Source organism: Rhizobium sp. C104 (genome assembly GCF_022354505.1).
Classification (GTDB): Bacteria; Pseudomonadota; Alphaproteobacteria; order Rhizobiales; family Rhizobiaceae; genus Rhizobium; species Rhizobium redzepovicii.
In genome coordinates this window covers 1,285,703-1,310,673 of record NZ_CP092348.1, presented here as the reverse complement: position 1 = coordinate 1,310,673, position 24,971 = coordinate 1,285,703, and the positions used below count along the sequence as shown (strand labels likewise).

25 protein-coding genes and 4 pseudogenes are annotated in these 24,971 nt (G+C 61.9%); 14 read left to right on the top strand and 15 right to left on the bottom strand.

Going from position 1 to position 24,971, the window contains the following annotated elements:
* Positions 1 to 16: 16 nt before the first annotated feature.
* Positions 17 to 475, bottom strand: a complete 459-nt coding sequence (locus MF410_RS07640) for a GNAT family N-acetyltransferase (RefSeq protein ID WP_097628833.1) — start codon at positions 473 to 475, stop codon at positions 17 to 19.
* Between the two features lie 129 nt (positions 476 to 604).
* Here MF410_RS07640 and MF410_RS07635 point away from each other — a divergent pair, with 129 nt between their 5' ends.
* Complete coding sequence (locus tag MF410_RS07635) at positions 605 to 1,015, top strand: hypothetical protein (protein WP_097628832.1); 411 nt, start codon at positions 605 to 607, stop codon at positions 1,013 to 1,015.
* Here MF410_RS07635 and MF410_RS07630 read toward each other — a convergent pair.
* The 3 genes and pseudogenes from MF410_RS07630 to MF410_RS07620 form a co-directional block, all read right to left on the bottom strand.
* Positions 1,012 to 2,157: a DUF2336 domain-containing protein gene (locus tag MF410_RS07630; protein ID WP_097628831.1), complete on the bottom strand. Its 1,146-nt coding sequence runs from the start codon at positions 2,155 to 2,157 to the stop codon at positions 1,012 to 1,014. The genes MF410_RS07635 and MF410_RS07630 overlap by 4 nt on opposite strands.
* 106 nt (positions 2,158 to 2,263) lie before the next feature.
* A pseudogene (locus MF410_RS07625) lies at positions 2,264 to 2,874 on the bottom strand (flavin reductase family protein).
* Complete coding sequence (locus MF410_RS07620) at positions 2,874 to 3,458, bottom strand: nitroreductase (protein ID WP_097628829.1); 585 nt, start codon at positions 3,456 to 3,458, stop codon at positions 2,874 to 2,876. Before MF410_RS07620 ends, MF410_RS07625 begins: the two are co-directional and overlap by 1 nt.
* A gap of 114 nt (positions 3,459 to 3,572) precedes the next feature.
* Between MF410_RS07620 and MF410_RS07615 the strand changes: the two genes are divergently transcribed.
* Positions 3,573 to 4,670 (top strand): hypothetical protein, encoded by a 1,098-nt coding sequence (locus MF410_RS07615; protein WP_097628828.1) that lies wholly within the window; start codon positions 3,573 to 3,575, stop codon positions 4,668 to 4,670.
* Position 4,671: 1 nt separating this feature from the next.
* Here the strand turns inward: MF410_RS07615 and MF410_RS07610 are convergent.
* The 5 genes and pseudogenes from MF410_RS07610 to MF410_RS07590 all read right to left on the bottom strand — a co-directional run.
* A pseudogene (locus MF410_RS07610) lies at positions 4,672 to 4,803 on the bottom strand (glycerol acyltransferase); the annotation flags it as partial.
* 40 nt (positions 4,804 to 4,843) lie between these two features.
* The gene (gene thrS / locus MF410_RS07605) at positions 4,844 to 6,850 is read right to left on the bottom strand and encodes a threonine--tRNA ligase (RefSeq protein WP_097628827.1); all 2,007 of its coding nucleotides are present in this window, start codon (positions 6,848 to 6,850) and stop codon (positions 4,844 to 4,846) included.
* Positions 6,851 to 6,971: 121 nt separating this feature from the next.
* Positions 6,972 to 7,499, bottom strand: a complete 528-nt coding sequence (locus tag MF410_RS07600) for a DUF1697 domain-containing protein (protein ID WP_097628939.1) — start codon at positions 7,497 to 7,499, stop codon at positions 6,972 to 6,974.
* A gap of 2 nt (positions 7,500 to 7,501) precedes the next feature.
* Positions 7,502 to 7,907: pseudogene (yidD, locus tag MF410_RS07595) on the bottom strand (membrane protein insertion efficiency factor YidD).
* Between the two features lie 4 nt (positions 7,908 to 7,911).
* Complete coding sequence (locus MF410_RS07590; RefSeq protein ID WP_097628825.1) at positions 7,912 to 8,358, bottom strand: iron-sulfur cluster assembly scaffold protein; 447 nt, start codon at positions 8,356 to 8,358, stop codon at positions 7,912 to 7,914.
* A 310-nt stretch (positions 8,359 to 8,668) separates the two neighbouring features.
* On the opposite strand from MF410_RS07590, the gene folE reads away from it, so the two are divergent.
* The 3 genes and pseudogenes from folE to MF410_RS36570 form a co-directional block, all read left to right on the top strand.
* Complete coding sequence (gene folE, locus MF410_RS07585; RefSeq protein ID WP_003572990.1) at positions 8,669 to 9,283, top strand: GTP cyclohydrolase I FolE; 615 nt, start codon at positions 8,669 to 8,671, stop codon at positions 9,281 to 9,283.
* A gap of 25 nt (positions 9,284 to 9,308) precedes the next feature.
* Complete coding sequence (gene hisI / locus MF410_RS07580; RefSeq protein ID WP_003586336.1) at positions 9,309 to 9,761, top strand: phosphoribosyl-AMP cyclohydrolase; 453 nt, start codon at positions 9,309 to 9,311, stop codon at positions 9,759 to 9,761.
* 131 nt (positions 9,762 to 9,892) lie between these two features.
* A pseudogene (locus tag MF410_RS36570) lies at positions 9,893 to 10,853 on the top strand (patatin-like phospholipase family protein); the annotation flags it as partial.
* A 68-nt stretch (positions 10,854 to 10,921) separates the two neighbouring features.
* Here MF410_RS36570 and MF410_RS07565 read toward each other — a convergent pair.
* Both MF410_RS07565 and MF410_RS07560 read right to left on the bottom strand, forming a co-directional pair.
* Positions 10,922 to 11,350, bottom strand: a complete 429-nt coding sequence (locus MF410_RS07565; RefSeq protein ID WP_007629157.1) for a CBS domain-containing protein — start codon at positions 11,348 to 11,350, stop codon at positions 10,922 to 10,924.
* Between the two features lie 90 nt (positions 11,351 to 11,440).
* Positions 11,441 to 12,232, bottom strand: a complete 792-nt coding sequence (locus MF410_RS07560) for a rhomboid family intramembrane serine protease (RefSeq protein ID WP_097628824.1) — start codon at positions 12,230 to 12,232, stop codon at positions 11,441 to 11,443.
* A gap of 291 nt (positions 12,233 to 12,523) precedes the next feature.
* Here MF410_RS07560 and MF410_RS07555 point away from each other — a divergent pair, with 291 nt between their 5' ends.
* The 7 genes from MF410_RS07555 (at position 12,524) to MF410_RS07525 (ending at position 19,118) form a co-directional block, all read left to right on the top strand.
* Positions 12,524 to 13,141 (top strand): PAS domain-containing protein, encoded by a 618-nt coding sequence (locus tag MF410_RS07555; RefSeq protein ID WP_097628823.1) that lies wholly within the window; start codon positions 12,524 to 12,526, stop codon positions 13,139 to 13,141.
* Between the two features lie 123 nt (positions 13,142 to 13,264).
* Positions 13,265 to 13,876 carry a PilZ domain-containing protein gene (locus MF410_RS07550; RefSeq protein WP_097628822.1) on the top strand — a complete coding sequence of 204 codons (612 nt, stop codon included), beginning with the start codon at positions 13,265 to 13,267 and terminating at the stop codon, positions 13,874 to 13,876.
* A 210-nt stretch (positions 13,877 to 14,086) separates the two neighbouring features.
* Positions 14,087 to 15,061 carry a prolyl aminopeptidase gene (gene pip, locus MF410_RS07545; protein ID WP_239620292.1) on the top strand — a complete coding sequence of 325 codons (975 nt, stop codon included), beginning with the start codon at positions 14,087 to 14,089 and terminating at the stop codon, positions 15,059 to 15,061.
* 366 nt (positions 15,062 to 15,427) lie between these two features.
* Positions 15,428 to 16,033: a transglutaminase-like cysteine peptidase gene (locus MF410_RS07540; RefSeq protein ID WP_097628820.1), complete on the top strand. Its 606-nt coding sequence runs from the start codon at positions 15,428 to 15,430 to the stop codon at positions 16,031 to 16,033.
* Between the two features lie 200 nt (positions 16,034 to 16,233).
* Positions 16,234 to 17,019, top strand: coding sequence for a hypothetical protein (locus MF410_RS07535; RefSeq protein WP_097628819.1), 786 nt, complete (start codon positions 16,234 to 16,236; stop codon positions 17,017 to 17,019).
* Between the two features lie 135 nt (positions 17,020 to 17,154).
* Positions 17,155 to 18,729 carry a D-alanyl-D-alanine carboxypeptidase gene (locus MF410_RS07530; RefSeq protein ID WP_097628818.1) on the top strand — a complete coding sequence of 525 codons (1,575 nt, stop codon included), beginning with the start codon at positions 17,155 to 17,157 and terminating at the stop codon, positions 18,727 to 18,729.
* Between the two features lie 113 nt (positions 18,730 to 18,842).
* A complete protein-coding gene (locus MF410_RS07525) occupies positions 18,843 to 19,118 on the top strand; it encodes a hypothetical protein (RefSeq protein WP_003586322.1) in 276 nt (91 codons plus the stop codon).
* A gap of 48 nt (positions 19,119 to 19,166) precedes the next feature.
* Here the strand turns inward: MF410_RS07525 and MF410_RS07520 are convergent, their stop codons facing one another.
* Both MF410_RS07520 and MF410_RS07515 read right to left on the bottom strand, forming a co-directional pair.
* Positions 19,167 to 19,604 (bottom strand): DUF1489 family protein, encoded by a 438-nt coding sequence (locus tag MF410_RS07520; protein WP_097628817.1) that lies wholly within the window; start codon positions 19,602 to 19,604, stop codon positions 19,167 to 19,169.
* A gap of 61 nt (positions 19,605 to 19,665) precedes the next feature.
* Entirely contained in the window at positions 19,666 to 21,069 is a 1,404-nt protein-coding gene (locus tag MF410_RS07515; protein WP_097628816.1) for an L-serine ammonia-lyase, read from the bottom strand.
* Between the two features lie 194 nt (positions 21,070 to 21,263).
* Here MF410_RS07515 and MF410_RS07510 point away from each other — a divergent pair, with 194 nt between their 5' ends.
* Entirely contained in the window at positions 21,264 to 22,028 is a 765-nt protein-coding gene (locus MF410_RS07510) for a DUF599 family protein (RefSeq protein WP_097628815.1), read from the top strand.
* On the top strand, positions 22,028 to 23,017 hold the full coding sequence (locus MF410_RS07505) for a DUF1624 domain-containing protein (RefSeq protein ID WP_097628814.1): 990 nt from the start codon (positions 22,028 to 22,030) through the stop codon (positions 23,015 to 23,017). The genes MF410_RS07510 and MF410_RS07505 overlap by 1 nt, the downstream gene beginning before the upstream one ends.
* Before the next feature lie 12 nt (positions 23,018 to 23,029).
* Here MF410_RS07505 and MF410_RS07500 read toward each other — a convergent pair whose 3' ends face one another.
* Together MF410_RS07500 and mgtE are read right to left on the bottom strand one after the other, a co-directional pair.
* Positions 23,030 to 23,422: a MerR family DNA-binding transcriptional regulator gene (locus tag MF410_RS07500; protein ID WP_037073057.1), complete on the bottom strand. Its 393-nt coding sequence runs from the start codon at positions 23,420 to 23,422 to the stop codon at positions 23,030 to 23,032.
* A 65-nt stretch (positions 23,423 to 23,487) separates the two neighbouring features.
* On the bottom strand, positions 23,488 to 24,903 hold the full coding sequence (gene mgtE / locus MF410_RS07495) for a magnesium transporter (protein ID WP_097628813.1): 1,416 nt from the start codon (positions 24,901 to 24,903) through the stop codon (positions 23,488 to 23,490).
* Positions 24,904 to 24,971 lie beyond the last annotated feature (68 nt).

The window sequence follows — 24,971 nt, the reverse complement described above, 5'->3', positions numbered from 1 at the left end:
CGACCTTCGTAAACCGTCATCCCAGCCGCTTTTCCATAAACAGGCTGAGCGGATCCGACAGATAAGCGCCGAAGGCTTCGATGTCCTGGTAACCGTATTTGCGGTAGAGCGCGATCGCCTCGGGCTGGTAGATGCCGGTTTCGAGCCGGATCGCCGTCAGCCGCTTTTCGCTGGCGATCGTTTCAAGCGCATTCATCAGGCCGCTGGCGATCTTGAGCCCCCTCGCCTCGGGATCGACGAACATCCGCTTGATCTCCGCCGTGCCGTCGCCGGCCTCGACCAGCGCGCAGCAGCCGACGATCGCATCGCCGTTGCGCGCGACCAGGAAGCTTACCGAAGGCTTCTCGAGCAAGGAGAGGTCGACCAGATGGTTGCTCTCGGCGGGATAGAGCGACCCTGCATAGGCATCGGAAAGATCGAGAAGCCGGACGACGCCGTCCTGACGCGGCGGCTCCAGGGCGATGGTGACGGACATGCTCCCTCTTTCTGCTGGCGCAGCGCACAATTTTTCCCGACATGACCAAGAGTTAATGCCCCTGCCTTCATTCGGTTGGAATTGCGCCCTCTAAGACGATGACATGCTCAATAGCCAAGGAGGCAAAATATGCAAGCGGTGCTGATCGCGATGACCATTCTCGGTTGCGACGATTCCATCAGCCAGTGCAGCTATGTCGCGACGGTCGACAAACGCTGGGAGACGGTTGCCGCCTGCGATGCCGAAGCCGAACGTCGCCTGAAAACCTATGCCAATGTCAGCTATCCCTCGGTTATTGCAGTCTGCGAGGCGCCGAAAGCCATTGCTGCCACCGAACCGCCAAAGCCGGCGCCCGTGCCGCCGGCCGTTCCCGAAACGGCCGAACAGCACCCGCAGGGGCTGCGTGGCTTTGCCGACGACATTGCAGGAAAGGTCCGCGACCATCTGCCCACCGGCCGGAGCGTCAAGGACACGCTCGCCAAACCGGTGCATTTCGTCTCTGCCAGCTACTCCTGGGTCGTGACACGGCTGGCCGACTAAGCCGCCGCAAGCGCCGCATAGACACGAGCCGATTGCCGCTGTTCGGCGACCCCAAGCTTTTCCACCATGTCGAGCAGCTCGCCGACCGCGCCATGTGCGCCGTCATGATGGCGGAATTTTTCCAGAAGTCGGCCGCAGACAGTGCCGAGCACGCTGCCCGGCGCTCTTCTGGCGGCCTCACGCCACAGGAGCGTCGCCTCGACGAAGATTACGCTAATATCCCTGGGCAGGCCGGCGGATTCGTAGAGCGCACGCACCGCATGCATGCGCCCGGTTGCCAGGATCGAGCGCACCCGGCGCTCGCCGCAACCCGTCAGATCGACGATCGCGCCCGCGAAAAAATCGACCTTGCCGGCGCAGAGCGTATGCATGAGGAAGGACGGCGTCAGCTGGCCGTTGAGGCGCAGATGTTCGACGAGGTCGGGGATTTCGCGCGGCGCAATGTCGCCGGCGATCGAAACAATGGCAGCCTCGGTCGCCTCGCGGCTGATGCGCTGCAGCCGCTGCAGACCGATCGCCGCCTGGGCGAGCGGCAGGCCGACCAGTGCATTGCTGACATGCTGAGTGAGCAACTGGCGGGTATCGGCGGGAAGATCGCTGCGGTCGAGAAGCAGGTTGCGGATGTCGCAGCCGTCGCCGAGTCGCTCGGCGATACGTTTCAGGGATTGGCCGGAGATCACCGCGCCGTCGTTTTCGAGCAGGCAGAGCAGCTCTTCCTCGTCGCCGACTTCCGCAAGCGCTGCGGAAACCGGGCGCGTCACATGCGCCCTCGCCGCGATCAGCATGCGGGTGGCGCCGTTGCCGCGCGCGGCAAGATCGACGAGATCGGCATCGCTCAAAAGCGGCGAACAGGTCACCGCATGGCAGGCGACTTCGGGCTGGTCTTCGGCAAGCGAAAGAATCAGGCTGCGCGGCGCATCGGGCGACCAGGCTATCGCCTCGGCTAGTGCCAGCCGGACGCGCGGCGACGGATCGTCGAGCAGAAAGGTCATCGCCATCTCGGCTGCCGACCGCTCGTCTCCCGTCATCTCCGACTGCAGATAGGCCCGCCCGAGCGCGTTTGCGGCCCGGGCCCGGTCACCGGTTTTGGCCGTTTCGATCCACCGAAGGAAAGCTTCTATGATCACGCGACGCCCCAGCACTTGAACGCGATTCCCTTGCGTTTCATTCAATGCTGCGACCGTAGCGGCAAAAGGTTTAAGATTGGTTCACCATATTTCTTAAGCCTTTGTATGCCTTGCGACCGATCTAAACCTTCGGCAGATGCGGCCGGAACATCTCGAAAACATCGCTGCCTTCGCTGTAATCCATGTAACCCATGCGGGCCACAGGCCGGGCGATCGACATGTCGAGGCGGCCATTTCTGACGATCGTCTCGTCGATGCGGATACCGACCACCTCGCCGAAGACAAGGACGTTTTCCGACGGCGCGCCGGACAGCGTCTTCGGCTCCATGATCTCGGTGACCCTGCATTCGAGCACCGCGAAAGCCTCGCCGACATAGGGCGCGTCGATGAGTTCGGCCTGCTTCGCCGTCAGGCCGGCAAAGTCGAATTCGCTCTCGCCATAGGGCAGCGCCGCCGAGGAGAGGTTCATCTTCTCGGCGAGATCGCGACCGACGAAATTGCAGGTGAAGACGCCGGTCTCGGCCGCGTTGCGCTGGCTGTCCTTGCGTCCGGCGGATGAAAACATCACCAGCTTCGGCCGGTCGGCGACGGCATTGAAGAAGGAATAGGGGCAAGGTTGATCGAACCGTCCCTGCCCTTGCTGCCGATCCAGCCGATCGGGCGCGGCGACACGATCGCCTTGAATGGATCATGCGCCAGTCCGTGCCGGTTGTCGTCGGTGGTGTAAAACATCATTCCTCACCGCCGACCCAGGTCACGGTATCGGCAAGCTCCGGCCGCGGCCGCTCGATCGCCGGAAATGTCGTCGAGCCGATATGGATGAACCCCGCCACCTTTTCATCAGGCCCGACGCCGAGCAGCGGATAGGCGCGCTCGTCATAGGCGAACCACTCCGTCAGCCAGTTGGCGACATAACCGCTGGCATTGGCGGCGAGGATGACGTTGAGGCAGAGCGCGCCGGCCGACATCAGCTGCTCCCATTCGGGAATCTTGATATGCGGCCCCGCCTTGCTGACGACGGCGACCACCACCGGCGCGCGGGTGAAACGCGCGCGTTCCACCTGGATCATCTCTTCGGAAAGCTCAGGTTTCGTCTCGAGCGCCAAGGCCAGAAGTTCCTCACCGAGGCGAGCGCGCTCGCCTCCGCGATAAACGATGAAGCGCCAGGGCGCGATCTTGCCGTGATCGGGAACACGCGAGGCAAGACGCAGAATTTCCTCGATTTCGGCCTTTTCGGGGCCTGGTTCGCACATCTGGAAAGCGGGGATGGAGCGGCGTACGGCGAGGTAATCAATCAGCTTGATATCGGATTTCATGCGGGAGAAACTCTCATTTTTATGCTGCTGCAAAAGGCTGGGTCTTGAATTTGCCATCGCGTTGGTCTTGAAGTGGCCTTTGCGATTTCAGAAGTCAATCGGTTCACGAAACAGATGTTTGGCATTTCGCCTTTTGCACGCATCGGCCTTGCCATTGCCCTGACGATCCTGACGCCTCCAGGCGCCGGCGCTCAGGATGCCTTCAAGGAATTCAAACAGCTTGAATCGACGCCGAAGATGCCGAAGCTCGATGCCTTTATCGCGCCCGGCACGGCGCCTGAAGGGGTCAAACTGCGCGATGTGCCGATGGAAGCCAAGCTGACGGCGGACGGCACACCGGTCGAAGAAGGCCTCTCCTGGTATGTCTTCAGCCCGATCGCCGGAACCGACGGCAAACTGCCGCTGATCGCCAGCGCCAAGGGTGGACCCGCCGCCTTCCAGCTCGCGCCCGGCGATTATTTCGTCAACGTCTCCTTCGGCCGCGCCGGCGTCACCAAGAAACTGACAGTGCCCGCCGACGGCGAGGTCGACAAGCAGGTAATGGTGCTCGATGCCGGCGGCCTGCTGCTCAATGCCGTTTCCGGTACCGACGCTCGCATCCGCCCCGATCAGCTGAGTTTTTCGATCTATTCCTCGGAAGTGCGCGAGGACGGCGAGCGTGGCCTCGTCGTCGCCGATGTCTCGCCGAACACCGTCGTCCGCCTCAATGCCGGCACCTATCATATCGTTTCCGAATATGGCAGCGTCAACGCCGTCATCCGCGCCGACATCCAGGTCGAGGCCGGCAAGCTGACCGAAGCAACGATCCAGCATCGGGCCGCGCAGGTCACCTTCAAACTGGTCTCCGATGCCGGCGGCGAGGCGATCGCCGATACTGCATGGTCGATCCTGACGGCGGCCGGCGACAGCGTCGGCGAAAGCGTCAGCGCCTTCCCGACCATGGTCCTCGCCGAAGGCGGATATTCCGCCGTCGCCCGCAACAAGGACAAGATCTACCAGCGCGATTTCACCGTCGTCGCCGGCAGGAACACCGATGTCGAGGTTCTGATGAAGGACCAGCAGCCGCAGCCGCCGGTGAACGACGCGGCCCGCACGGTACAGCAAGTGCCTGTGGGAACACCGCCGCCGCCAGGCGTCCAGCCGGCTCCGGTGGCGCCGCTCCCTTCCTATGAACAGCTCGCGCCGCAGGGCGGCGACACCAGTCTCGATTGATTTACCGCGAGCGGTTTCGCCTTAGCCGGGAGCTTTGGGGCGCGCGCTTCGGCGGTGCCATCGAGAAGACGGCCTCATAGAGGCGGGCCAGCAGACCCTTGCGGTCGCCGCCGCTGTTCAGCGCTTCCCAGGTCCTCCGACAGCGCTGGTGGCGCTGTCGGATGGAGGCGTTTTCAGGCCGCCCTGGCTTTTTTTGCTTCGGCCTTGCGACGGACGTCTGGCGGCGTTGCTTCCAAGGCAAGGCTTTCGACGGCGGCGCCGAGCCCTATCGAAACCTGGTCCTGGCTGCCGAGACGGCGGATATTGACCGTGCGCTCCTCGGCTTCCTTCCTGCCGCAGACGATGATGACGGGCACCTTGGTGACCGAGTGTTCGCGGACCTTGTAGTTGATCTTCTCGTTGCGGAAATCGGTCTCGACGTTGAGACCGGCCTCGCGCAACGCCTCGGCCACTTCAAGCCCGTAAGCGTCGGCTTCCGAAGTGATTGTCGCGACCACCACCTGCAGTGGCGACACCCAGAGCGGCAGATGGCCGGCGAAGTTTTCGATCAGGATACCGAGGAAGCGTTCCATCGAGCCGCAGATGGCGCGATGGATCATCACCGGCTGCGTCTTTTCGGAGTTGCTGTCGATATAGAAGGCGCCGAAACGTTCCGGCAGATTGAAATCGACCTGCGTCGTTCCGCACTGCCATTCGCGGCCGATCGCATCCTTCAGTGTATATTCGAACTTCGGCCCGTAGAAGGCACCCTCGCCCGGCAGGATGCCAGTCTTGATGCGGCCCTCGGACTGAGCCTCGATCGTATTCAGCACGTCGGTCATGACGGCTTCCGCCCGATCCCAGAGGGCGTCGGAACCGACGCGCTTTTCCGGCCGGGTGGAAAGCTTGACGACGATTTCCTTAAAGCCGAAGTCCTCATAGACAGACAGGATGAGATCGTTGATCTTCAGGCATTCGGCAGCCATCTGCTCGTCCGTGCAGAAAATGTGCGCGTCGTCCTGCGTGAAGCCGCGCACGCGCATCAGCCCGTGCAACGCGCCCGAAGGCTCGTAGCGATGCACCAGCCCGAATTCGGCGAGGCGGATCGGCAGTTCGCGATAGGACTTCAGCCCATGTTTGAAGATCTGCACGTGGCCGGGGCAATTCATCGGCTTCAGTGCAAAGACGCGATTATCCGCTTCCTTGTCTTCCGGATGCGTCATCGCATGCGCCGATTTCACGGCGAACATGTTTTCCTGATACCAGCCCCAGTGACCCGAAGTTTCCCAAAGCGCGGTATCGAGCACCTGCGGCGCGTTGACTTCTTCGTAATCGACCGCGAGCCGGCGACGCATGTAGGAGACGAGCGACTGGAAGATTCGCCAACCCTTGCCATGCCAGAAGACGACGCCCGGGCCTTCTTCCTGGAAGTGAAACAGGTCCATCTCGCGGCCGAGCTTGCGGTGGTCACGCTTTTCGGCTTCCGCCAGCATGTGCAGATAGTTGTCGAGATCGGCCTGGTCGGCCCATGCCGTCCCGTAGATGCGTGACAACATGGCGTTGTTGCTGTCGCCGCGCCAATAGGCGCCGGCAACCTTCATCAGCTTGAAGGCCGTGCCGACCTGGCCGGTGGAGGCCATGTGCGGACCGCGGCAAAGATCGAACCAATCGCCCTGATTGTAGATCTTCAGATCCTGCCCTTCAGGGATCGCGTCGACGAGCTCTACCTTGTAGTTTTCGCCCTTGGCCGTAAAGACGTCCTTGGCCTTTTCGCGCGACCAGATCTGCTTGGTGAAGGGCGCGTTGCGGGCAATGATCTCCTTCATCTTCTTTTCGATCTTCGGCAGATCGTCGGGCGTGAAGGGTTCGTTCTTGGCGAAGTCGTAATAGAAGCCGTTTTCGATGACCGGGCCGATCGTCACCTGCGTGCCGGGCCAGAGCTCCTGCACCGCTTCGGCCATGACGTGCGCGGCATCATGCCGGATAAGCTCCAGCGCACGGCCGTCCTTGCGGGTGATGATCTCGATCTTGCCGTCGGTGACGGTATCGGAAAGGTCTTGCACGGTGCCGTCGAGTGCAATGGCGACCGCGCTCTTGGCGAGCGACTTGGAAATGGATTCGGCGACATCCCTGCCGGTCGCGCCAGCCGGGAAGCTGCGCACGGAACCATCGGGAAATGTCAGGGAAATGTTTTCAGACATCGAAATTCTCCTTGTCCAGTCCCGCCAACGAATGCGGGTGGTTGAAACGGAGCGCCTCCGCTCTTTGGAAGCGCTGCCGCCTGATACTCAGATTTGCCTTGGGAGTAAAGAAGCAGCAGGCCTACATGATCATTTGGGCGAGGCCGCAAACCGTGTTCCAGTTGCGCATCGTGCCGATGCCTATCCGCTTGGTCGTCAGCGCCGAAAGCAGCTTGGACTGGCTCGGCTTGCCGGCGAAATCGATCCAGAGATCGCCGCCGACGACGGCAATGCGCTGTCCCTCCGTCATCAGCGCTCTCAGCGCCTCCACCTTCTCCGGATCGACCGGCAGGCGCATCACCCGGACGATGACCTGGTCGCCGTTGCCGTCCCTGAAGGGATTGGTGCCGCAAAGCGCCATCCAGGTGCAGTCGCTGCGCACGATGATATCGACATGTTTGCCGAATTTCTCTTCGAACCCCTCTTCCAGCGCGACCTCGAGTTCGTGCGGCCTGACATCGTCGGCCTCGAAGACGAGATTACCCGTGGAAACCAGCGTGCGCGGTTCGCGATAGCCAAGATCTTTGGCGAGCGCGCGCAGATCTTCCATGATGACGCGCCGGTCGGGCGTCAGGACAATGCTGTGCAGGAGGGCAATGAAGGTGCTCATGCTCATCCTCTCTTGCGCCCGAGGGAGAAATAGCGCCACGGCATCCACCAGCGGAAGTCGTCGCCGAGTATCTCCGGCACCTGGTCGAGGCCGCTGGTGCCGCCTGGGCCGCAGCGGCCGACGCGAAACAGCGTCATCCAGCCGCCGGCCCACAATCCGTGGCGGGCGATCGACTCGTAGCCATATTCGGAGCAGGTCGGGATATGGCGGCAGGAATTGCCGACAAAGCCGGAAAACGTCAACTGGTAAAGGCGGATGAACCCCATGCCGAGCAGGCGGTCGGGAGTTCTTGCGGAACGGACCGGTATAATTGCGCGAAGCGCGTGCGATCTTTTCACGCGGCTTCTCGGGTCCGGCGGCACCACGGTCCTCCTCATCGCTGGCCTGCAGGGCGCAGAACTCGCACATCCAGTTACGCCTCGACAACCTCAGCCCGTTTCGCCTCGATCTGGCCGATCGCATCGACGACGGCATCGAAGGTCAGCATCGTCGAGGCATGGCGGGCCTTGTAGTCCCGCACCGGCAGCAGATAGCGCATGTCTTCGAACCGTCCATCGGGCCCTGCTCCATCCGCCTTCAACATGGCGAGCATATCCTGCCGAGCCTGGCGCAATTCACCCGATGTGGCGCCGACGACATGCCGCGCCATGATCGAGGACGAGGCCTGGCCAAGCGCGCAGGCCTTCACGTCATGGGCAAAACCGGTGACGGTGTCGCCATCCATCTTCAGCCAGATCCGCACCTTCGAGCCGCAAAGCTTCGAATAGGCCTGGGCGCTCGCATCGGCATCCGCCAAGGTGCCGGTCAACGGAATATTGCCGGCGAATTCGAGGATCTTGCTGTTGTAGATATCGTCCATGTTGGATTTCCGCTCCAAAATCGCTGCGGATCGGCCTCAATAAGGGCGGTTATTGTTGTTGAAACAAAAAACACACCGTGTCATCTGAGGATACTTACATACGATGGCCGTCTTCCTATATGTATGTCGTTCGAAGGCCATTAAAATGCAATGGCCTCGTGTAAGTTTGATTGGGAAACCGTGCCGGAGGGGTGTTGAATTCGCCTCGAAAGCCCCGGAGCCTGCCAAAGGTGCATGAATTCCCGCATGGGATTGACCAGTGGCGATTCCGACAGATCGGTCCGCGGTGCGGACCAGGAGACCATTGTTCATGGACGCCATCGTAAAGAACTTTCCGCAGACGAACCGCGACTCTGATCGCCCCTCCCAGCAGGAGGCGGAGGAAGCCGTTCGTGTCCTGCTGCGCTGGGCCGGTGAGAACCCGACGCGCGAAGGCCTGATCGAAACGCCGGCGCGTGTCGTCAAATCCTACCGCGAGCTTTTTTCCGGCTACGACATGGCGCCGGAAGACGTGCTCGGCCGCACCTTCGAAGAAGTCGCCGGCTACGACGATATGGTCCTCGTCAAGGACATTCCTTTCTTCTCGCATTGCGAACACCACATGGTGCCGATCATCGGCAAGGCTCACGTCGCCTACATGCCGGACGGTCGTGTGCTCGGCCTGTCGAAGATTGCCCGTGTCGTCGAGATCTATGGCCGCCGTCTGCAGACCCAGGAAACAATGACGGCGCAGATTGCCCGGGCGATCGACGATACGCTTAACCCGCGCGGTGTCGCGGTGATGATCGAGGCCGAACATATGTGCATGGCGATGCGCGGCGTTCAGAAGCAGGGCTCGACCACGTTGACGACCACCTTTACCGGAACGTTCAAGACCGAGCCGGCCGATCAGGCCCGTTTCATGACCATGGTGCGGAGCCGCTGAGACCGGCTCCCTCAGGAGGGCCGCGATGAGCCAATTGATCTTCAGTCAACCATCCGAGGACAAGTCGGCGCTGGAAGACGCCGGCGATTTCACGCCGCGTTTCGACGACCGTGGCTTGATCACCGCGATCGTCACCGACGCAGGCGACGGCGAGCTGCTGATGGTGGCGCACATGAACGCCCATGCGCTGGCGCTGACCATCCAGACCGGCACAGCCCATTATTTCAGCCGTTCGCGCGGCAAGATCTGGAAGAAGGGCGAGACCTCGGGCAATCTCCAGACGGTGAAGGAAATTCGCACCGATTGCGATCAGGACGCCATATGGCTGAAGGTCGAGGTCGCCGGCCATGACGCCACCTGTCACACCGGCCGCCGCTCCTGCTTCTATCGGACGATCACGCTTCGGGATGGAAAGCCGATGCTTGATATCGTCGACGACGAGCGTCATTTCGATCCGCAGGACGTTTACGGAAAATAGGCCGGGAAGATGGAGCCGGAATTTCCCGGGATCTGCTCCTTATTGCGCCAGAAATCGCCGCTATATACCATTTGGAAACTGATCGGGCACACTATCGGAAACCATGTGTTCTGCTGGGAGGGGAGAGCGCCATGCTGAGCTGGAATTTGCATCGTCAAAGCTCTGAAGGCGAGGGTTCCGGTTCTGGCATGTCGACCACACTCGAGACGATCCCGCCTCCCGCACCCGTCAAGAGAATCAAGATCGCGCTGGCGCTCGGCGGTGGAGCGGCCCGCGGCTGGGCCCATATCGGCGTGCTGCGCGCCCTCGACGAGGCAAAAATCGAGATCGGCATGATTGCCGGCACCTCGATCGGTGCGCTGGTCGGCGGCTGCTATCTCGCCGGCAAACTCGATGAACTCGAAAGTTTCGCCCGCTCGCTGACGATGCGCCGGATCGCCAGTCTCCTCGATCTCACCATCGGCGGCAGCGGCCTGTTCGGCGGCATGCGGCTGACAAAGCGCATGCAGGAACATCTTCGAAGGCCTGAACGTCGAGGATCTCGACCGGCCCTTCGTCGCCGTCGCCGCCGAGGTCAATACCGGCCATGAAGTCTGGATCGCCAATGGTTCGCTGATCACGGCGCTGCGCGCCTCCTATGCCCTGCCCGGGATTTTCGAGCCGGTGCGCAGCAATCACCGCACGCTGGTCGACGGCGCATTGGTCAACCCCGTCCCCGTCTCCGTCTGTCGCGCCTACGAGCAGCCGTTGGTCGTCGCCGTCAATCTCAATTACGATCTCTATGGCCGCTCGGCCGTCGTCCGGCACAATGCCAGCCTCTCGCCGCAGGAGGTGCAGAAGCAGGAAGAGGCGCCTTATGCCCGTCTCGGCATGACCGGCGTCATGGTGCAGGCTTTCAATATCATCCAGGACAGGATCGCCCGCGCCCGCCTGGCCGGCGACCCGCCGGATATTTCGCTGCAGCCGCGCCTAAGCTATATCGGCCTTTCCGAATTCCACCGCGCCGGCGAAGCGATCGAACGCGGCTACGAGGAAGCCAGAGCCAGGCTCCCCGAAATCAAGCGCATGCAGGAAGTCTACGCCAGCTCCCCTGATCGGCATCATCCGCAAGCCCGTAGCCGTTTCGCGGCGACGGCATCCCTCGAACGAGGACGAAAACCTCAGCCGGCGATATAGGCCTTGATCTCCTCGGCCTCGCGCTCGACTTCGGCGATGCGCGATTTCACCACGTCGCCGATCGAGATGATGCCGGCAAGCTTACCGTTGCTTTCCACCGGCACGTGGCGGAAACGGCGGCTGGTCATCAGTTCCATCAGTTCGTTGACGGTCGTCTCCTCGTGGCAGCGGTAGACCTTCGCGGTCATCACCTGACCCAGCGGCTGGTCGAGGCCGTCCTTGCCGTGTTTAGCGATCGCATGCACGAGGTCGCGCTCGGTGAACATGCCGGAAATCCGGTTCTCCATACCGACGACGACGATGGCGCCGATCTTCTTCTTGCTGAGGATGACGGCCGCCTCTGCGACGGTCGTGTTCGGCCCGGCGGTGACGACGTCCCTGCCCTTCAGGTCGAGGATTGCTTTGACTGACATTCGAACCTCCTATGTCCGTGAAACACTTGTCACAGGCACCCGCGGCGGTTTCTCCCCCAGCGCGGATAGGACAATCGTGCACCGCCCGGCTCAGGATTGCAACAGATCCTTCTCCGTTCCGGCAGGTTCTGCAATAGGCGGGCGCGATATCCGATCGAACAACGAAAACAGCAGGAAACCGAAGACGAAACCGCCGATATGCGCGTCCCAGGCAATGGGCTGGTCGCTGTCGCCGACAAGCGGGATGCCGACGGCGATCAGGGCGTTGCCGACCAGCCAGAGCAGCATGAAGATGACGACGGTGCGGCTCTGCAGCGCCTCGGCGATGGACAGCCGGGCATTGAGATGCGCAGGCAGCATCGGCCGCCGTTCGGCGGGAAAGGCGAATCGGCAGGCAGCCCCCATCAGCCCGGAGATGACGCCCGACGCGCCGATCAAAAGCGTCACATCCCCCCAGTTCAACACTGCGTGCAGGGCGGCGGAGGCGGCGGCTGAAAAGAGCCAGAAAAGCACGAATCGCAGCGTCCCGATGCGGCGCGCGACCGGCGCGCCGAAGGCCATCAACCAGAAGCCGTTGAAGACGATATGCTGGACGCTGCCATGCAGCAGTGAATAGGTAACCGGCGTCCAGAACAGCTCCGGCCCCTGCTGCGACAGCGGAATCACATAGCGGGCGGGCACGAAGCCGAAGGTGAAGAACAGCCAGCTCAGCGCATCATCGGAGAGCACGAGCTCTTGCGCCGCATAGATGACGACAATCAGGCAAAGGCTGAAGAACAGCGCCGGTGGAAGGTTGAAGACCGGCACGCGCGGCCGCTTTGCCGGCGGCTGGACCTCGGGAGGTTCGGGCGCCTTATGGGGCTCGGCCGTCTGCTCATTCATTTCAGTATCGCCTCGTTGAGGCCTCAGCCATACAGGAGCACCTGTCAAAAAAAAGCCGTCCGAAGTGCCGGACGGCATACCGGTGTCCAAGGAAAGACCTCGGCCCGGGCAGGTTGTGCTGAACTTCGAAAGTCGAAGCGATGGCCGGACAGTGCCACGGCAGGCACCGCACCTCAACCGAAACCCTTTCTTAACCTTAACCGCCGCGAGTTGGCATGAAATCCGCAAGGTTGAGCCTGTAGGGGCAATGAGTGCCCGAAAATGACCCGGAATGGGACAGGTTGGTGAAAAATGCGTGTGCAAACGACCATCGAAATTTTTGACTACTGGAACCGTATCCGCGGCGCAGCCGATGCGCCGCTGAAAGCGCAGATCGAACCCTCCGCTGTCCCGCATCTGCTCCAGAGCCTGTTCATTCTCGAGACCCGCGAGGAAGGCGATATCGGCTTCCGGCTCGCCGGCACCCGCATCTGCGATCTGTTCGGGCGGGATCTGCGCGGCGCACGCTTCTCCTCACTCTGGGCAAACGGCCAGCACGCCGACATCGAACGCACCGCGATGGGCGTCATGGACCATGTCCTGCCGGCCCTGTTCAACGCCACCGGCTACAGCACCGTCGGCCATCAGGCCTCCTTCGAGATCATCATGATGCCGCTGCGCTCGCCGGGCGGCGCCTGCGACCGGCTGCTCGGCGCAATCGCACCCACGGCGGCTGCGAGCTGGCTGGAGATCGTGCCGCTCGAATTCCTGGCTCTCGACCGCAGCCGTCTTCTGCCCGGCAAATTCGGCAACGCTGAAGCCGCCGAGCTGCGCCCCATCAACGAAATCGTCGCCGCCAAAAGCGCCGGTTTCGGGCAGGTCATGCGCCGCATGGTGTCGCAGCTGCTGACGAGTGCGGAGGCGCGCTGACAGTCCCGTTTCGGGACATCGGTCATACTCGTTTTCGGCTATATGAGAATGAGGCAAAACAACCTTCTGTTAATGGATTGCGGGTAATGATCGGTCTCTCAGATTTCATAAAGAAGCCTTTTGATGCACTCGTTCCAGCCAGCTCAGACGCAAAGACCTGCGCCGCGCCCTGAACAGGGCGTTTTTCAGCGTGTGCCCATCAATATGCAGGGCCGGCTGATGCTTGCCAGTTACGAGGAGTTCGAATGCATGGTGATCGACATGTCGCCTGGCGACATGTATGTCACCTGCCTTGGCCGGCCACGCGCCAACGAACGTGTCGTCGCCTATATCGACCATCTCGGCCGCGTCGAAGGTTATGTCCAGACGCTCGACGGCCGCGGCTTCACCATGTCGATCAACGCCACCGAGCGGAAGCGGGAGAAGCTCGCCGCCCAGCTTACCTGGCTTGCCAACAAACATGAGCTCGGTCTGCCGGAAGATCGTCGCCATGACCGTCTGACGCCACGCGATACGAATACCGAACTAACCCTCGAGGACGGCACCCGTTATACCTGCCGTATCATGGACCTTTCGCTGTCGGGCGCTGCCGTTGACGTTGAGATGCGCCCCTCGATCGGAACTGCGGTGCGGCTCGGCAACATGCGCGGCCGCGTCGTCCGCCATTTCGTCGAAGGTGTGGCGATCGAATTCCTGTCGATCCAGTCCCGCGAGACGCTGCGCGAATTCCTCTGAGACACCGTTGATTACGTGACGGTGCCGCCGATGCGCTTGCCGGGCGCGCACCCGGTCAGGTCCTGTTGACAAGCCTGGGTTTCACGGCAAGAGATCTGCCAGCGGCAATAAAATCGGGCTTCGGAAAGCAGGAGCGAAATCCTGTCGCAAGTCGTTCCTACCATTCAGCCATAGATATTATGAGTGGAACAACCTTCGACAGGCACAACGATGTCGGCTCTCTATCCGGAAATCGAACCCTATGATCATGGCCTGCTCGACACGGGCGACGGCAACCTGATCTATTGGGAGGCCTGCGGCAATCCGGCTGGCCGGCCGGCGCTGGTGCTGCACGGCGGGCCGGGCTCCGGCTGCTCGACGACGGCGCGGCGCCATTTCGATCCCGACGCCTATCGAATCATTCTGTTCGATCAGCGCAATTGCGGCCGCAGCCTGCCGAGCGCTGCCGATCGCAAAACCGACCTCTCCCTCAATACCACCTGGCATCTTGTCGGCGATATCGAGCGGCTGCGGCTGTTCTTCGGCATCGACGCCTGGCTCGTTTTCGGCAATTCCTGGGGCTCGACACTGTCGCTCGCCTATGCCGAGACCCATCCGCAGCGCGTCGTAGCGATCGTCATATCAGGCGTAACCACCACAAGGCGCTCGGAAATCGACTGGCTCTGTCGCGGCATGGCGCCGCTCTTTCCGGAGGAATGGCACCGTTTCCGCCAGGCGGCTTCTGCGGACAGCCAGGAGCGAGATGAGGACATAGTTGCCGCCTATCATCGCCTTCTCAACCATTCCAACTCCGAGACGCGCCTGAAAGCGGCCCGCGACTGGCATGACTGGGAGGCGGCCTCCATCCTGCTCGCCGATCCTCAAGGACTGCCACGCCGCTGGGCCGATCCGGCCTATCTGCTGACGCGCGCCCGCATCATCACTCACTATTTCGTCAACGGCGCCTGGCTGGAGGACGGCCAGCTTTTGAACAACGCCGGGCGGCTGACAGGCATTCCAGCGATCTTGCTACAGGGACGGCTCGATATCGAGGCGCCGCTGGTGACCGCCTGGGAACTGGCCCGCGCCTGGCCGCAAAGCGAGCTGCAACTCCTTCCGCATGCTGCCCATTCCATCGCAAATCCCGATATGAGCGCCGCGATCGTCGCCGCTACCGATCGATTTCGCGATTTCCAGCAAAAATAATTTTGCCGCCGAAAACTGAAATCCGATCGATCATTCGCTTTCGGGCGGGCCGAATCGCCCGATCCCGGCTGCATTGCCAACCTACTGCGCAACGCCCAACCGCCGCCGGCCGTTATCCGGCTCAATGAAAATCCTTAACGGCCAGACGGTAATTCAAGCTTTTCCCACGCGAAAGCCTTGTTGCGGGAATTACAATTTTAATCGATTTCGAGACAAATGCGCGTCGAATTTTACGCGCATTCGAGATTGTTTTTAGCCAGATTTTATCGGCATTTGAAATCAACTAAGCCTCTAATTCTATTACGCAATTTTCCGTGAGATAAAAACGTCCGTGTCATTGTCGCCTCAACTTACGGGGAGACGGCAATGACAACTGCAAACATCTGGAAAGGCGGCCTTCTGGCCGGTGCCCTCATGCTGGCGATGGCGGGTTCGGGACAAGCGATGTCCGCCAGCATGGCCCTGGCGGGCAACGCCAGCCCGCCGATCGGGCACTATGAATTCTGCAAGGCGAATCCGACGGAATGTTCCTTTGCCGGCGGCGATGCCGGGCCGGCCATCCTCACCGAGGATCGCTGGAAGGAAATCCTCAAGGTCAATTACACCGTCAATTCGACGATCCAGCCGGAGACGGATGAACAGATTTACGGCGTCGAAGAACGCTGGGCTTACCCGACAACGGTCGGCGACTGTGAGGATTATGCCCTGCTGAAGCGCAAGATGCTGATCGAAGATGGCTTCTCGCCATCCGACACGCTGATCACCGTCGTGCTGCAGCCCAACGGCGAAGGCCATGCCGTGCTGACGGTCCGCACCGATCACGGCGATTTCATCCTCGACAACATGCGCAACAAGGTGCTGCTGTGGTCGGATACCGAATATACCTATCTGAAGCGCCAGTCCGCCGACAATCCGGCCCGCTGGTCGAAGCTCCAGGACGGCCGCGCTGTTGCGGTTGGTAGCGTCAAGTAAGAACAGCCTGCGGCCCGGTCAGTCCCCGCATCCCGTCCCCGACCGGCGCCCAAGAGCCGTTCCCGCTGTCCCGGGAACGGCTCGCTCTTTTCGGGACAGGCTTTCATTCCAGTGCGACCCACATCCCTGATATCTTAGCGAATTATTAACCGTACCGGTCTGATCATGCCGATCAAATTCATCATCGGCACCGGCGGCTCATGTTCCTCCTGCGGCGGACCGAAACACGAAGCACCGCCATGAGCCACGCCGCGCACAGCGCACCCGACGAGCAGCCGCTTTTTTCCATGGGTTTTCTCCTCCGCACGATGGCGGTGATCGCCATTCTTGCGGTTCTGACCGTCGCCATCAGCGTCGGCGGCCGTTGGTTCGGCCGGCATATCTCGCTTGCCGGCAACACCGACAGCACGGCCGATATCACGCTGGCCATCGGCCGCGACACCGTGAAATTCCCCGAGAATGTGATCCGCTTCCCAAGTCAAAGGCATGACGGTGCGGTCGAGCGTGTCGATCTCTACCTCGCCTGGCCTGAGATGCAGGGCTACGGCAAGGAAAACCGCATTCGATTCGACGATATCGGCCAATCCTCCGGCCTGATCTTTCTGCAACTGACCCAGAGCACCATGTCGCGAGACATGTCCGGGCGGCTGGAGCCGATCTACTCGCACCTGCTCGAAGGATTGGCCGAGCCCTTCCGCGACGGCCTGACGCTGCACCGTCTTCGCGCCGACGCGGGTTACGGCGACGAGGTGCTGCTGACGGCGCCCGCCAAGAACGGGCTGGATTACGTCGTGCGCTGCATACTGCCTTCATCCCCGGATAAGGCGGCGAGCGGTGATTGTCAGCGCGATATCAAAGTCGGCAGGGATCTCAGCGTTCTCTACCGCTTCTCAAGCAGCCATTTGAATGACTGGGAACATATTGATGCCGCTATCCGCACCTTTGTGGAAGCGCGCCTTATGAACCGTTCCGCGACAAGTCCCTAAAATGCTCCCCGGACAGCGAAATAAACGATTCATCATAAACGGATTGGTAACGCCCAATCGGTAAATTCTAAAGACGGGCTGTACTACGGGAGGCGTGCCGTCCCGACGCCGAAATCCGAATGCCAAATATCTGAAATGCAAGCGAAGAGTGGAATAGTGTCAAGGTCAGTCTCCTCCGTATCATCGTCCCGATCCGGCAGCTTTTTTGCAAAGCTCATGGCGATCCTTTCGGTGGCCCTCACGGTCGTCCTGGTCGATTCGGTCAGTGCCGAAGCAGAAGCGGCGAATTCGAAATATGCGGGCATCGTCGTCGACGCCAAGACCGGCAACGTTCTCTACAGTGAGAATGCCGACCGGCTGCAATATCCCGCTTCCCTCACCAAGATGATGACCATCTACATGACCTTCGAGGCACTGGAGCAAGGCCGCATCCGTCTCGATACGCCGGTTCCCTTCTCCGCCCACGCGGCATCTCAGGCGCCGACCAAGCTCGGCGTTCGCGCCGGCGGCACGATCACAGTCGAGCAGGGCATTCTCGGCCTCGTCACCCTGTCGGCTAATGATGCCGCAACCGCGCTCGGCGAAATGCTCGGCGGCGGCAGCGAGGATCGTTTCGCCCAGTTGATGACCGCCAAGGCGCATGCGCTCGGTATGACCCGCACCACCTATCGCAACGCCAACGGCCTGCCGAATACGGCGCAGATGACGACGGCGCGCGATCAGGCCCGTCTCGGCATCGCCCTTCGCCAGCATTTTCCGCAATATTACGGCTATTTCTCCACCCGCGCCTTCAAGTTCGGTACCCGCACGATCCGCAGCCACAATCGCCTCGTCGGTTCGGTGCGCGGCGTTGACGGCATCAAGACCGGATATACCCGCGCTGCCGGCTTCAATCTGGTGAGTTCCGTGCAGGTGGACGGCAAGTCGATCGTCGGCGTCGTGCTCGGCGGCGCCTCGACGCCTGCCCGCGATGCCCAGATGCGCAATCTGATCGCCACCTATCTGCCGAAGGCATCGAGCCGCGGCGGATCGTCGGCACTGATCGCTGAGGCGGCCCCTGCCCCGGCGATGATCGTGACGCCCGCTCCGGTCATGCCGCAGAAGGTCCAGCCGCAAGTGGCAAAGACGATTACCGCAGCACAACCGCCGATTTCGGCAGCCGCCGCCGATCTCAGTCTGCCGCATAAAGGCCCGCTGCCGGATGCCCGCTATCAGGTCGCCGAGACCGAAGTGGCCTATACCGAAACCGCTCAGCCGAAGTCCGACAATCCGCTGGTAGCCCAGCCGATGCCGGCGCCGACCAAGGTCAAGACCATGACCTTCAAGCAGCAGGCATCGCTCGCCGCGCCGAAGCCGGCACCCGCCTCCGCGCGGCCGGAACAGGCCGATACGGCGGTCGACAACGTCACCACCGCTTCGACCACCCCTGCCTCGGCCAGCGCCGCTTCAACCGATAATGGTCCGACCGGCTGGGTCGTGCAGGTCGGCGTCTCGCCGAGCCGGCAGATGGCCATGGATCTTCTGGAGAGCGCCAAGAGCAAGGGCGGCAAGGCACTGGCCTCGGCAAAGCCTTTCGCCGTCGCCTATGCCGCCGGCGGTGACCAGTTTTACCGCGCCCGCTTCGGCGGTTTCGACGACCAGCGCGATGCGGTCAATGCCTGCAAGGCCCTGAAGAAGGCCGGTATCAAGTGCTGGGCGGCTGCCCAATGAGCTATTCGATGCTGCCTGCGAGATGGCCGGCGGTATCGCTAACGGCCGGAATCGGTGTTTGCGTTTCCGGCCATCGTTCTTGAACTCGATCAGTATGGCGTACGGGGAAGACAATGGCGATCAATGAGAATGTTCCGGGAATGCCTTCAGACCGCCGCATGGCGGCCAAGGGGCGTTCATCGCTGCATCCGTTGCACGAGGCGGCGATGCGGCTGGCCGAGATCGGCCTGCAGCGACCCAAGGCGAAGTCTCCGAAGACCCGCGATCTCATCAATCTGCTGCTTTGCCACGGCGCCCGCGCCTGGCGTTATTCCCAGCCCGAAGCCCGCATCCATCTGCATGTGACCTCGCCTGATGGCAGCGCGCCGGTGCAACTGCGCCTGCGCTGAAGCTGGTGCCGCCGCCTGGACCCGACAGGCGTTTTCGGGCGGCAGGCACTAGAGCAGGCCAAGTTCTGTCAGCTCGCGGCGAAGGTCCGCGGGCATTTCGACGATACCGGTACCGAGGCTCGTCAGATCGCGCGGCACATCGTCTTCAGTGTAATAACGCCAGCCCTGGAAGGGACGCTTCGGCTGCGCAGCCGTCTCGATGACCTCCGGGCCGAGCATCAGCCGGCAGCGCGAGATGCCCTCGCCGTCGGTAAAGGTCTCGATGCCGAGCAGCTTCTGCCGCGCCTGCACCTGCCCCTTGATCACCCAGTAAAGCGAGCCGCCATCGAGCAGCTCCTCCATGCGTTTCGGTACCATGCGCGTCGTGTGCACCGAATGCGGCTCGAGCCCGGCGGCGATGGCGCGCAGCGACCGCTCCGCCACCCATTCGCGCAGATCGTCTATCGAGTCGGCGCCGACACAGAGTTTGATGAGATGCAATGCCATGCCGCCGTTGAAATCCTTTTGGCGGCAGGCGTCAAGCGAGAACCATCACGAGTCCACAAACTCAGCATTCGACGACATTGACGGCCAGGCCGCCCGTCGACGTTTCCTTGTATTTCTCGCTCATGTCATTGCCGGTCTGGCGCATCGTCTCGATACAGGCGTCGAGCGGCACGAAATGCTGGCCGTCGCCCTTGACCGCCAGCGATGCCGCAGTGACCGCCTTGACGGCGCCGAGCGCGTTGCGCTCGATACAGGGAACCTGCACCAGGCCCGCGACCGGATCGCAGGTCATGCCGAGATGATGTTCGAGCGCGATTTCGGCGGCGTTCTCGATCTGCTCCGGCGTGCCGCCCATGACGGCGGCAAGGCCGGCGGCCGCCATCGCCGCAGCCGAGCCGACCTCGCCCTGACAGCCAACCTCGGCGCCGGAGATCGAGGCATTGTGCTTGATGATGCCGCCGATGGCCGCGGCCGTCAGCAGATAATCGCGGATGCCGTTCTGATCCCAGTCCTCGTGGAAATGCTCGTAATAGCGGATCGTCGCCGGAATGACCCCGGCCGCTCCGTTGGTCGGCGCCGTGACGACGCGCCCGCCGGCGGCATTCTCCTCATTGACGGCCATCGCATAGACGCTCAGCCAGTCGTTGGCGAGCAGCGGGTTGACGCGGTTGCTCCGCCACTCCTCCTCCAGCTTGTCGTGGATCCGGCGGGCGCGGCGCTTGACGTTGAGGCCGCCCGGCATGATGCCCTCGACCTTGAGCCCGCGCTCGATACAGGAGCGCATAGCCTCCCAGATGCGGTCGAGACCCTGATCAAGCTCCTCCGGGCTGCGCTGGCTCTCCTCGTTCGCCCGCTTCATCTGGGCGATCGACAGCCCGGAGCGCTCGGCCATCTCGAGCATCTGCCTGGCGGTGGCGAAGGGATAGGGCACGCGTGTGCCACCTGCTGCATTCTTCTTCGCCCGCATCTGTTCCAGCTCGGTGTCGGTAACGACGAAACCGCCGCCGACCGAATAATAGATGCGCTTGACGAGCAGCCGGCCGTCCCGGTCAAAAGCGGAAAAGATCATGCCGTTCGCATGGCCGGGCAGCGGCTGTTTCTTGTCGAAGATCAGGTCGGTCTTTGGCTGGAACTGATAGCCGGGATGCCCCTCCGGCGTGATGCGGCCGGTGCGCTCCACCGTATCGACGATACCGTCCATCTTGTCGGGATTAACGCTGTCGGGCGCCTCGCCCATCAACCCGAGAATGACGGCCCTGCCCGTGCCGTGGCCGATGCCGGTATGGGCGAGCGACCCGTGCAGGCTGACCGTGATCGCCACGACCTGCGCGCCCGAGGACGGGCGCGGCCATTCGTTCGACAGGATCAGCGCGAGAAACCGGTTGGCGGCCGACATCGGACCCATCGTGTGCGAGCTCGACGGCCCGACACCGATCTTGAAGACATCGAATACCGAGAGAAACATGAATGTGCCTTCTGATTACGAGGATGCAAGCTTAAGCGACGCCGGTTTTCAATCCGCGCGGGCCACCGACATCGCATGCAGCCGGTGCGACATTGGAGCTGCACACTAAAACGATGACGCCCGCCTTACCAGTCATTGCAGCATTTCGATGCATATGTAAGGTGGCCGCACTTCATGCGGAGACTGAATCACTGATGACGACGGCGGACTATATCGCTCTGGCCTTCTTTGCCTGTGTCTGGATGGGCTATTCCTGGCTGCTGCATGGCCGCACCTTCTTCGGACGCACCAGCCTCACTCATGCGATGATCGAACGGCGCCGCGAGTGGATCTATAATTCGCTGCGCCGCGACCTGAAGATGATCGACACGCAGATCATGGCGGGCCTGCAGAACGGCACCGCCTTCTTCGCGTCGACCTCGATCTTCGCCTTGGGCAGTTGCTTCGCGCTGCTCGGGGCGACCGAGAAGGTCGACGCCGTCTTCGCCGACCTGCCCTTCGTCTTGCACGGCGGCCATGCGGTCTTCGAGATGAAGGTCGGCGGGCTGGCAGCGCTTTTCGGTTATGCCTTCTTCAAGTTCGGCTGGTCCTACCGGCTGTTCAACTATTGCACCATCCTGTTCGGCTCGATCCCGATGCTGCGCGACGCCGAGAGCGACATCATCGCTGCCGAGCGGGCCGCCGAACGCGTCATCCGCATGAATGTCATCGCCGGCAGCAATTTCAACGAGGGCCTCCGGGCGATCTTTCTGTCGATCGGCTATCTCGGCTGGTTCATCAACCCCTATGTCTTCATGGCGACGACGGCGATCGTCATCTTCGTGCTGGCGCGGCGGCAATTCTTCTCGCAGGCGCGGCTGGCGATCATGGATGCCGGCCCGCCATCGAATCTCAACCTTTCCGCCATTCGCCGCGACATGCCGTCGAGCGACGGACGTGATTTGCCCGAGGGACTGTGATGACATTGCCGGCAATCGAAGCCGATGCGGCGGCAAGACCGCCTCGCATCGGCCTGTTGGACACGGCGCGCGGCGCCGCGCTGATCGCCATGGCGAGCTACCATTTCAGCTGGGACATGGAGTTCATGAGTTATCTCGCGCCGGGCACGGCCGAGACAGGCTGGCTGAAGATCTATGCCCGGGCGATCGCCACGACGTTTCTCTTCATCGTCGGCATCAGCCTCGTGCTCTCCAGCAAGCCGGAGGTCCGCTGGCCTTCCTTCTGGAAGCGTTTCGGCATGATTGCCGCGGCCGCTGCCAGCATCTCGATCGCCACGCGAATCGCCATGCCGGACACGTGGATCTATTTCGGCATCCTGCATTGTATCGCGGTGCTGACGCTGATCGGTATCGTTTTCATCAGGCTTCCGCTCGCCGTCACGCTGATCGTTACAACAGCGCTCCTGGCCGCCTGGCTCATCGACAATTTCGGCACGCCCGGCCTGCTGCGCTCGTCCTTTTTCGATCCGAAATATCTCGCTTGGATCGGCCTTGCCGTCATGCCGGATCGGTCGAACGACTACGTGCCATTGTTTCCCTGGGCAACGCCGTTCTTCGCTGGGTTGAGCATCGCCTCGATCGCCATCAGAACCAGGCTGCCGCATCGGCTTGCCGCCCTTGGCACCGGCTCCTGGTGGCTGGCGCGGCTTGGCCGCCACAGCCTTGCCTTCTACCTCATCCATCAGCCGGTGCTGATCGCCATCGCCTACGGGCTTTCGCTTCTCGTCCCGCCGCCGCAGCCGGATCCGGCCGAAACTTACCTAAAGCAATGCAACTCCAGTTGCGTCATGCAACAGGGCGAAGCGCTCTGCCAGAGCTTCTGCCAGTGCACGCTCGACAAATTGCAGGCCCAAAGCCTGTTGACTCAGCTGCAGGCAAACGAGATCGACGTACAAAACGATGAGCGGGTCCAGACGATCGCCGGCGAATGCAGCGCCGAGGTGGAATAACGTCAGCTCGGCTCAGGTGGTGACGCCGATTTCGGCGAGACGGCCAAGGCAGGCCTCTTCGATATTGTCGAGTTCCACCAGCGTGTCGTCGATATCCTTGCGCTTCTGACGCAGGTCGTCGCGCTTCTCGTCGACGCGCTTCATCAGGAGCTTCAACTGACCGAGTTCGCCCGGCGGCTCCTTGTAAACCTGAATGATCTCGCGAATCTCCGCAATAGTGAAACCGATGCGCCGGCCGCGCAGGATCTCCCCAATAAGCCGTCGGTCGGCCTGCCGGAAGAGACGGGTACGCCCGCGCCGTTCCGGATGGATCAGCCCCTCGTCCTCATAGAAGCGGAGCGTGCGCGTCGAGACACCGAATTCGCGCGTCAGCTCCGTTATGCTATAATATTTGTTCACCAGCATGTGTTCCCCGTCATGAACCGGCAATAATATTGACTTTTACGTAATAGTCAATTTTTGACAACCTTTCAAATGCCGAACCACCATGTGGCAATGCCGAGGAAGGCGAAAAAGCCGGTACAGTCGGTCACCGTCGTCACGAAGACCGACGAGGCGATCGCCGGGTCGGCGCCCACCTTGTCGAGCAGCAGCGGCAACAGGATGCCCGCAAGGGCCGCCGCCATCAGGTTGATGATCATCGCCGCGGCGATCACCCCGCCGAGCTGATAGTCGTGGAACCAGGTGCCGGCGATCAAGCCCATGATCGTCGCGAAGACGATGCCGTTGAGGATGCCGACACCCGCCTCCCTGCGGATGATGCGGCCGGCATTGTAGATGTCGAGATCGCGGGTGGCGAGCGCGCGCACCGTCACCGTCATCGTCTGCGTGCCGGCATTGCCGCCCATCGAGGCGACGATCGGCATCAGCACCGCCAGCGCGATCATCTTCTCGATCGAGGCGTCGAACAGGCCGATGACGCTCGCCGACAGCATTGCCGTGCCGAGATTGATCAGCAGCCAGAGGAAACGCGATCGCGCCGTCGACAACACATTGTCGGACAGCTCTTCGTCGCCGACGCCGCCGAGGCGCTTGATATCCTCGTCCGCCTCCTCATGGATGACGTCGACGACATCGTCGATGGTCAGCACGCCGACCAGCCGGCCGTTCTCGTCGACGACGGCGGCCGAGAGAAGGTCGTACTGCTCGAAGAGCTGGGCGGCCTCCTCCTGGTCCATCTCGGCCGGGACCGGATGGTTGGTCTCGCGCATGATCTGCTCGATCTTCGTCTGCCGCTTGGTGCGCAGGATCTGGTCGAGATCGACGGCGCCGAGCAGCTTGAAGGTCGGATCGATGACGAAGATCTGCGAGAAGGAATAGGGAAGATCCTCCTCGTCACGCATGTAGTCGATCGTCTGTCCCACGGTCCAGAACGGCGGCACGGCGACGAATTCCGTCTGCATGCGGCGGCCGGCCGAGCTTTCGGGATAATCGAGCGCCCTGCGCAGCCGGACCCGCTCGGTAAACGGCAGCTGCGCCAGGATCTCTTCCCGATCTTCCTTGTCGAGATCTTCGAGAATGTAGACGGCGTCGTCCGAATCGAGATCGCCGATCGCGGCGGCGATCTGCTCGTTCGGCATCTGGTCGACGATCTCGCGGCGGATCGCCTCGTCGACCTCGGTCAGTGCCGTCATGTCGAAATCGTCGCCGAGCAGGCGCACCAGCGCCAGGCGCTGATCCGGCTGGATCGCTTCCAGCAGATCGCCTATTTCGGATTCGTGCAGGCGGGCAACATTCTGGCGCAGGAACAGCGTGTCGCGGTCGGCGATCGCCGCGCCGACCAGCGCCAGGAAATCGCTGCGGACATTACCGTCCTCGTCGTAGATATCGGCTTCCTCGTCCTCGGGACGCCTGCGGATGCGGTCTTCGCCATCGGTCGTCGTCATCTGCCGCCCTCGCATCTGGTTCGAATTTCAACGACTACAGCGCCGCATTCGCGAATGTCGGCGGAAAA

Bases quoted from the DNA above. Each gene is read 5' to 3' on its own strand.
- MF410_RS07640 (WP_097628833.1), bottom strand. From the start codon at position 475: ATGTCCGTCACCATCGCCCTGGAGCCGCCGCGTCAGGACGGCGTCGTC.
- MF410_RS07635 (WP_097628832.1), top strand. From the start codon at position 605: ATGCAAGCGGTGCTGATCGCGATGACCATTCTCGGTTGCGACGATTCC.
- MF410_RS07620 (WP_097628829.1), bottom strand. From the start codon at position 3,458: ATGAAATCCGATATCAAGCTGATTGATTACCTCGCCGTACGCCGCTCC.
- MF410_RS07615 (WP_097628828.1), top strand. From the start codon at position 3,573: ATGTTTGGCATTTCGCCTTTTGCACGCATCGGCCTTGCCATTGCCCTG.
- thrS (WP_097628827.1), bottom strand. From the start codon at position 6,850: ATGTCTGAAAACATTTCCCTGACATTTCCCGATGGTTCCGTGCGCAGC.
- MF410_RS07600 (WP_097628939.1), bottom strand. From the start codon at position 7,499: ATGAGCACCTTCATTGCCCTCCTGCACAGCATTGTCCTGACGCCCGAC.
- MF410_RS07590 (WP_097628825.1), bottom strand. From the start codon at position 8,358: ATGGACGATATCTACAACAGCAAGATCCTCGAATTCGCCGGCAATATT.
- folE (WP_003572990.1), top strand. From the start codon at position 8,669: ATGGACGCCATCGTAAAGAACTTTCCGCAGACGAACCGCGACTCTGAT.
- hisI (WP_003586336.1), top strand. From the start codon at position 9,309: ATGAGCCAATTGATCTTCAGTCAACCATCCGAGGACAAGTCGGCGCTG.
- MF410_RS07565 (WP_007629157.1), bottom strand. From the start codon at position 11,350: ATGTCAGTCAAAGCAATCCTCGACCTGAAGGGCAGGGACGTCGTCACC.
- MF410_RS07560 (WP_097628824.1), bottom strand. From the start codon at position 12,232: ATGAATGAGCAGACGGCCGAGCCCCATAAGGCGCCCGAACCTCCCGAG.
- MF410_RS07555 (WP_097628823.1), top strand. From the start codon at position 12,524: ATGCGTGTGCAAACGACCATCGAAATTTTTGACTACTGGAACCGTATC.
- MF410_RS07550 (WP_097628822.1), top strand. From the start codon at position 13,265: ATGCACTCGTTCCAGCCAGCTCAGACGCAAAGACCTGCGCCGCGCCCT.
- pip (WP_239620292.1), top strand. From the start codon at position 14,087: ATGTCGGCTCTCTATCCGGAAATCGAACCCTATGATCATGGCCTGCTC.
- MF410_RS07540 (WP_097628820.1), top strand. From the start codon at position 15,428: ATGACAACTGCAAACATCTGGAAAGGCGGCCTTCTGGCCGGTGCCCTC.
- MF410_RS07535 (WP_097628819.1), top strand. From the start codon at position 16,234: ATGTTCCTCCTGCGGCGGACCGAAACACGAAGCACCGCCATGAGCCAC.
- MF410_RS07530 (WP_097628818.1), top strand. From the start codon at position 17,155: ATGCAAGCGAAGAGTGGAATAGTGTCAAGGTCAGTCTCCTCCGTATCA.
- MF410_RS07525 (WP_003586322.1), top strand. From the start codon at position 18,843: ATGGCGATCAATGAGAATGTTCCGGGAATGCCTTCAGACCGCCGCATG.
- MF410_RS07520 (WP_097628817.1), bottom strand. From the start codon at position 19,604: ATGGCATTGCATCTCATCAAACTCTGTGTCGGCGCCGACTCGATAGAC.
- MF410_RS07515 (WP_097628816.1), bottom strand. From the start codon at position 21,069: ATGTTTCTCTCGGTATTCGATGTCTTCAAGATCGGTGTCGGGCCGTCG.
- MF410_RS07510 (WP_097628815.1), top strand. From the start codon at position 21,264: ATGACGACGGCGGACTATATCGCTCTGGCCTTCTTTGCCTGTGTCTGG.
- MF410_RS07505 (WP_097628814.1), top strand. From the start codon at position 22,028: ATGACATTGCCGGCAATCGAAGCCGATGCGGCGGCAAGACCGCCTCGC.
- MF410_RS07500 (WP_037073057.1), bottom strand. From the start codon at position 23,422: ATGCTGGTGAACAAATATTATAGCATAACGGAGCTGACGCGCGAATTC.
- mgtE (WP_097628813.1), bottom strand. From the start codon at position 24,903: ATGACGACGACCGATGGCGAAGACCGCATCCGCAGGCGTCCCGAGGAC.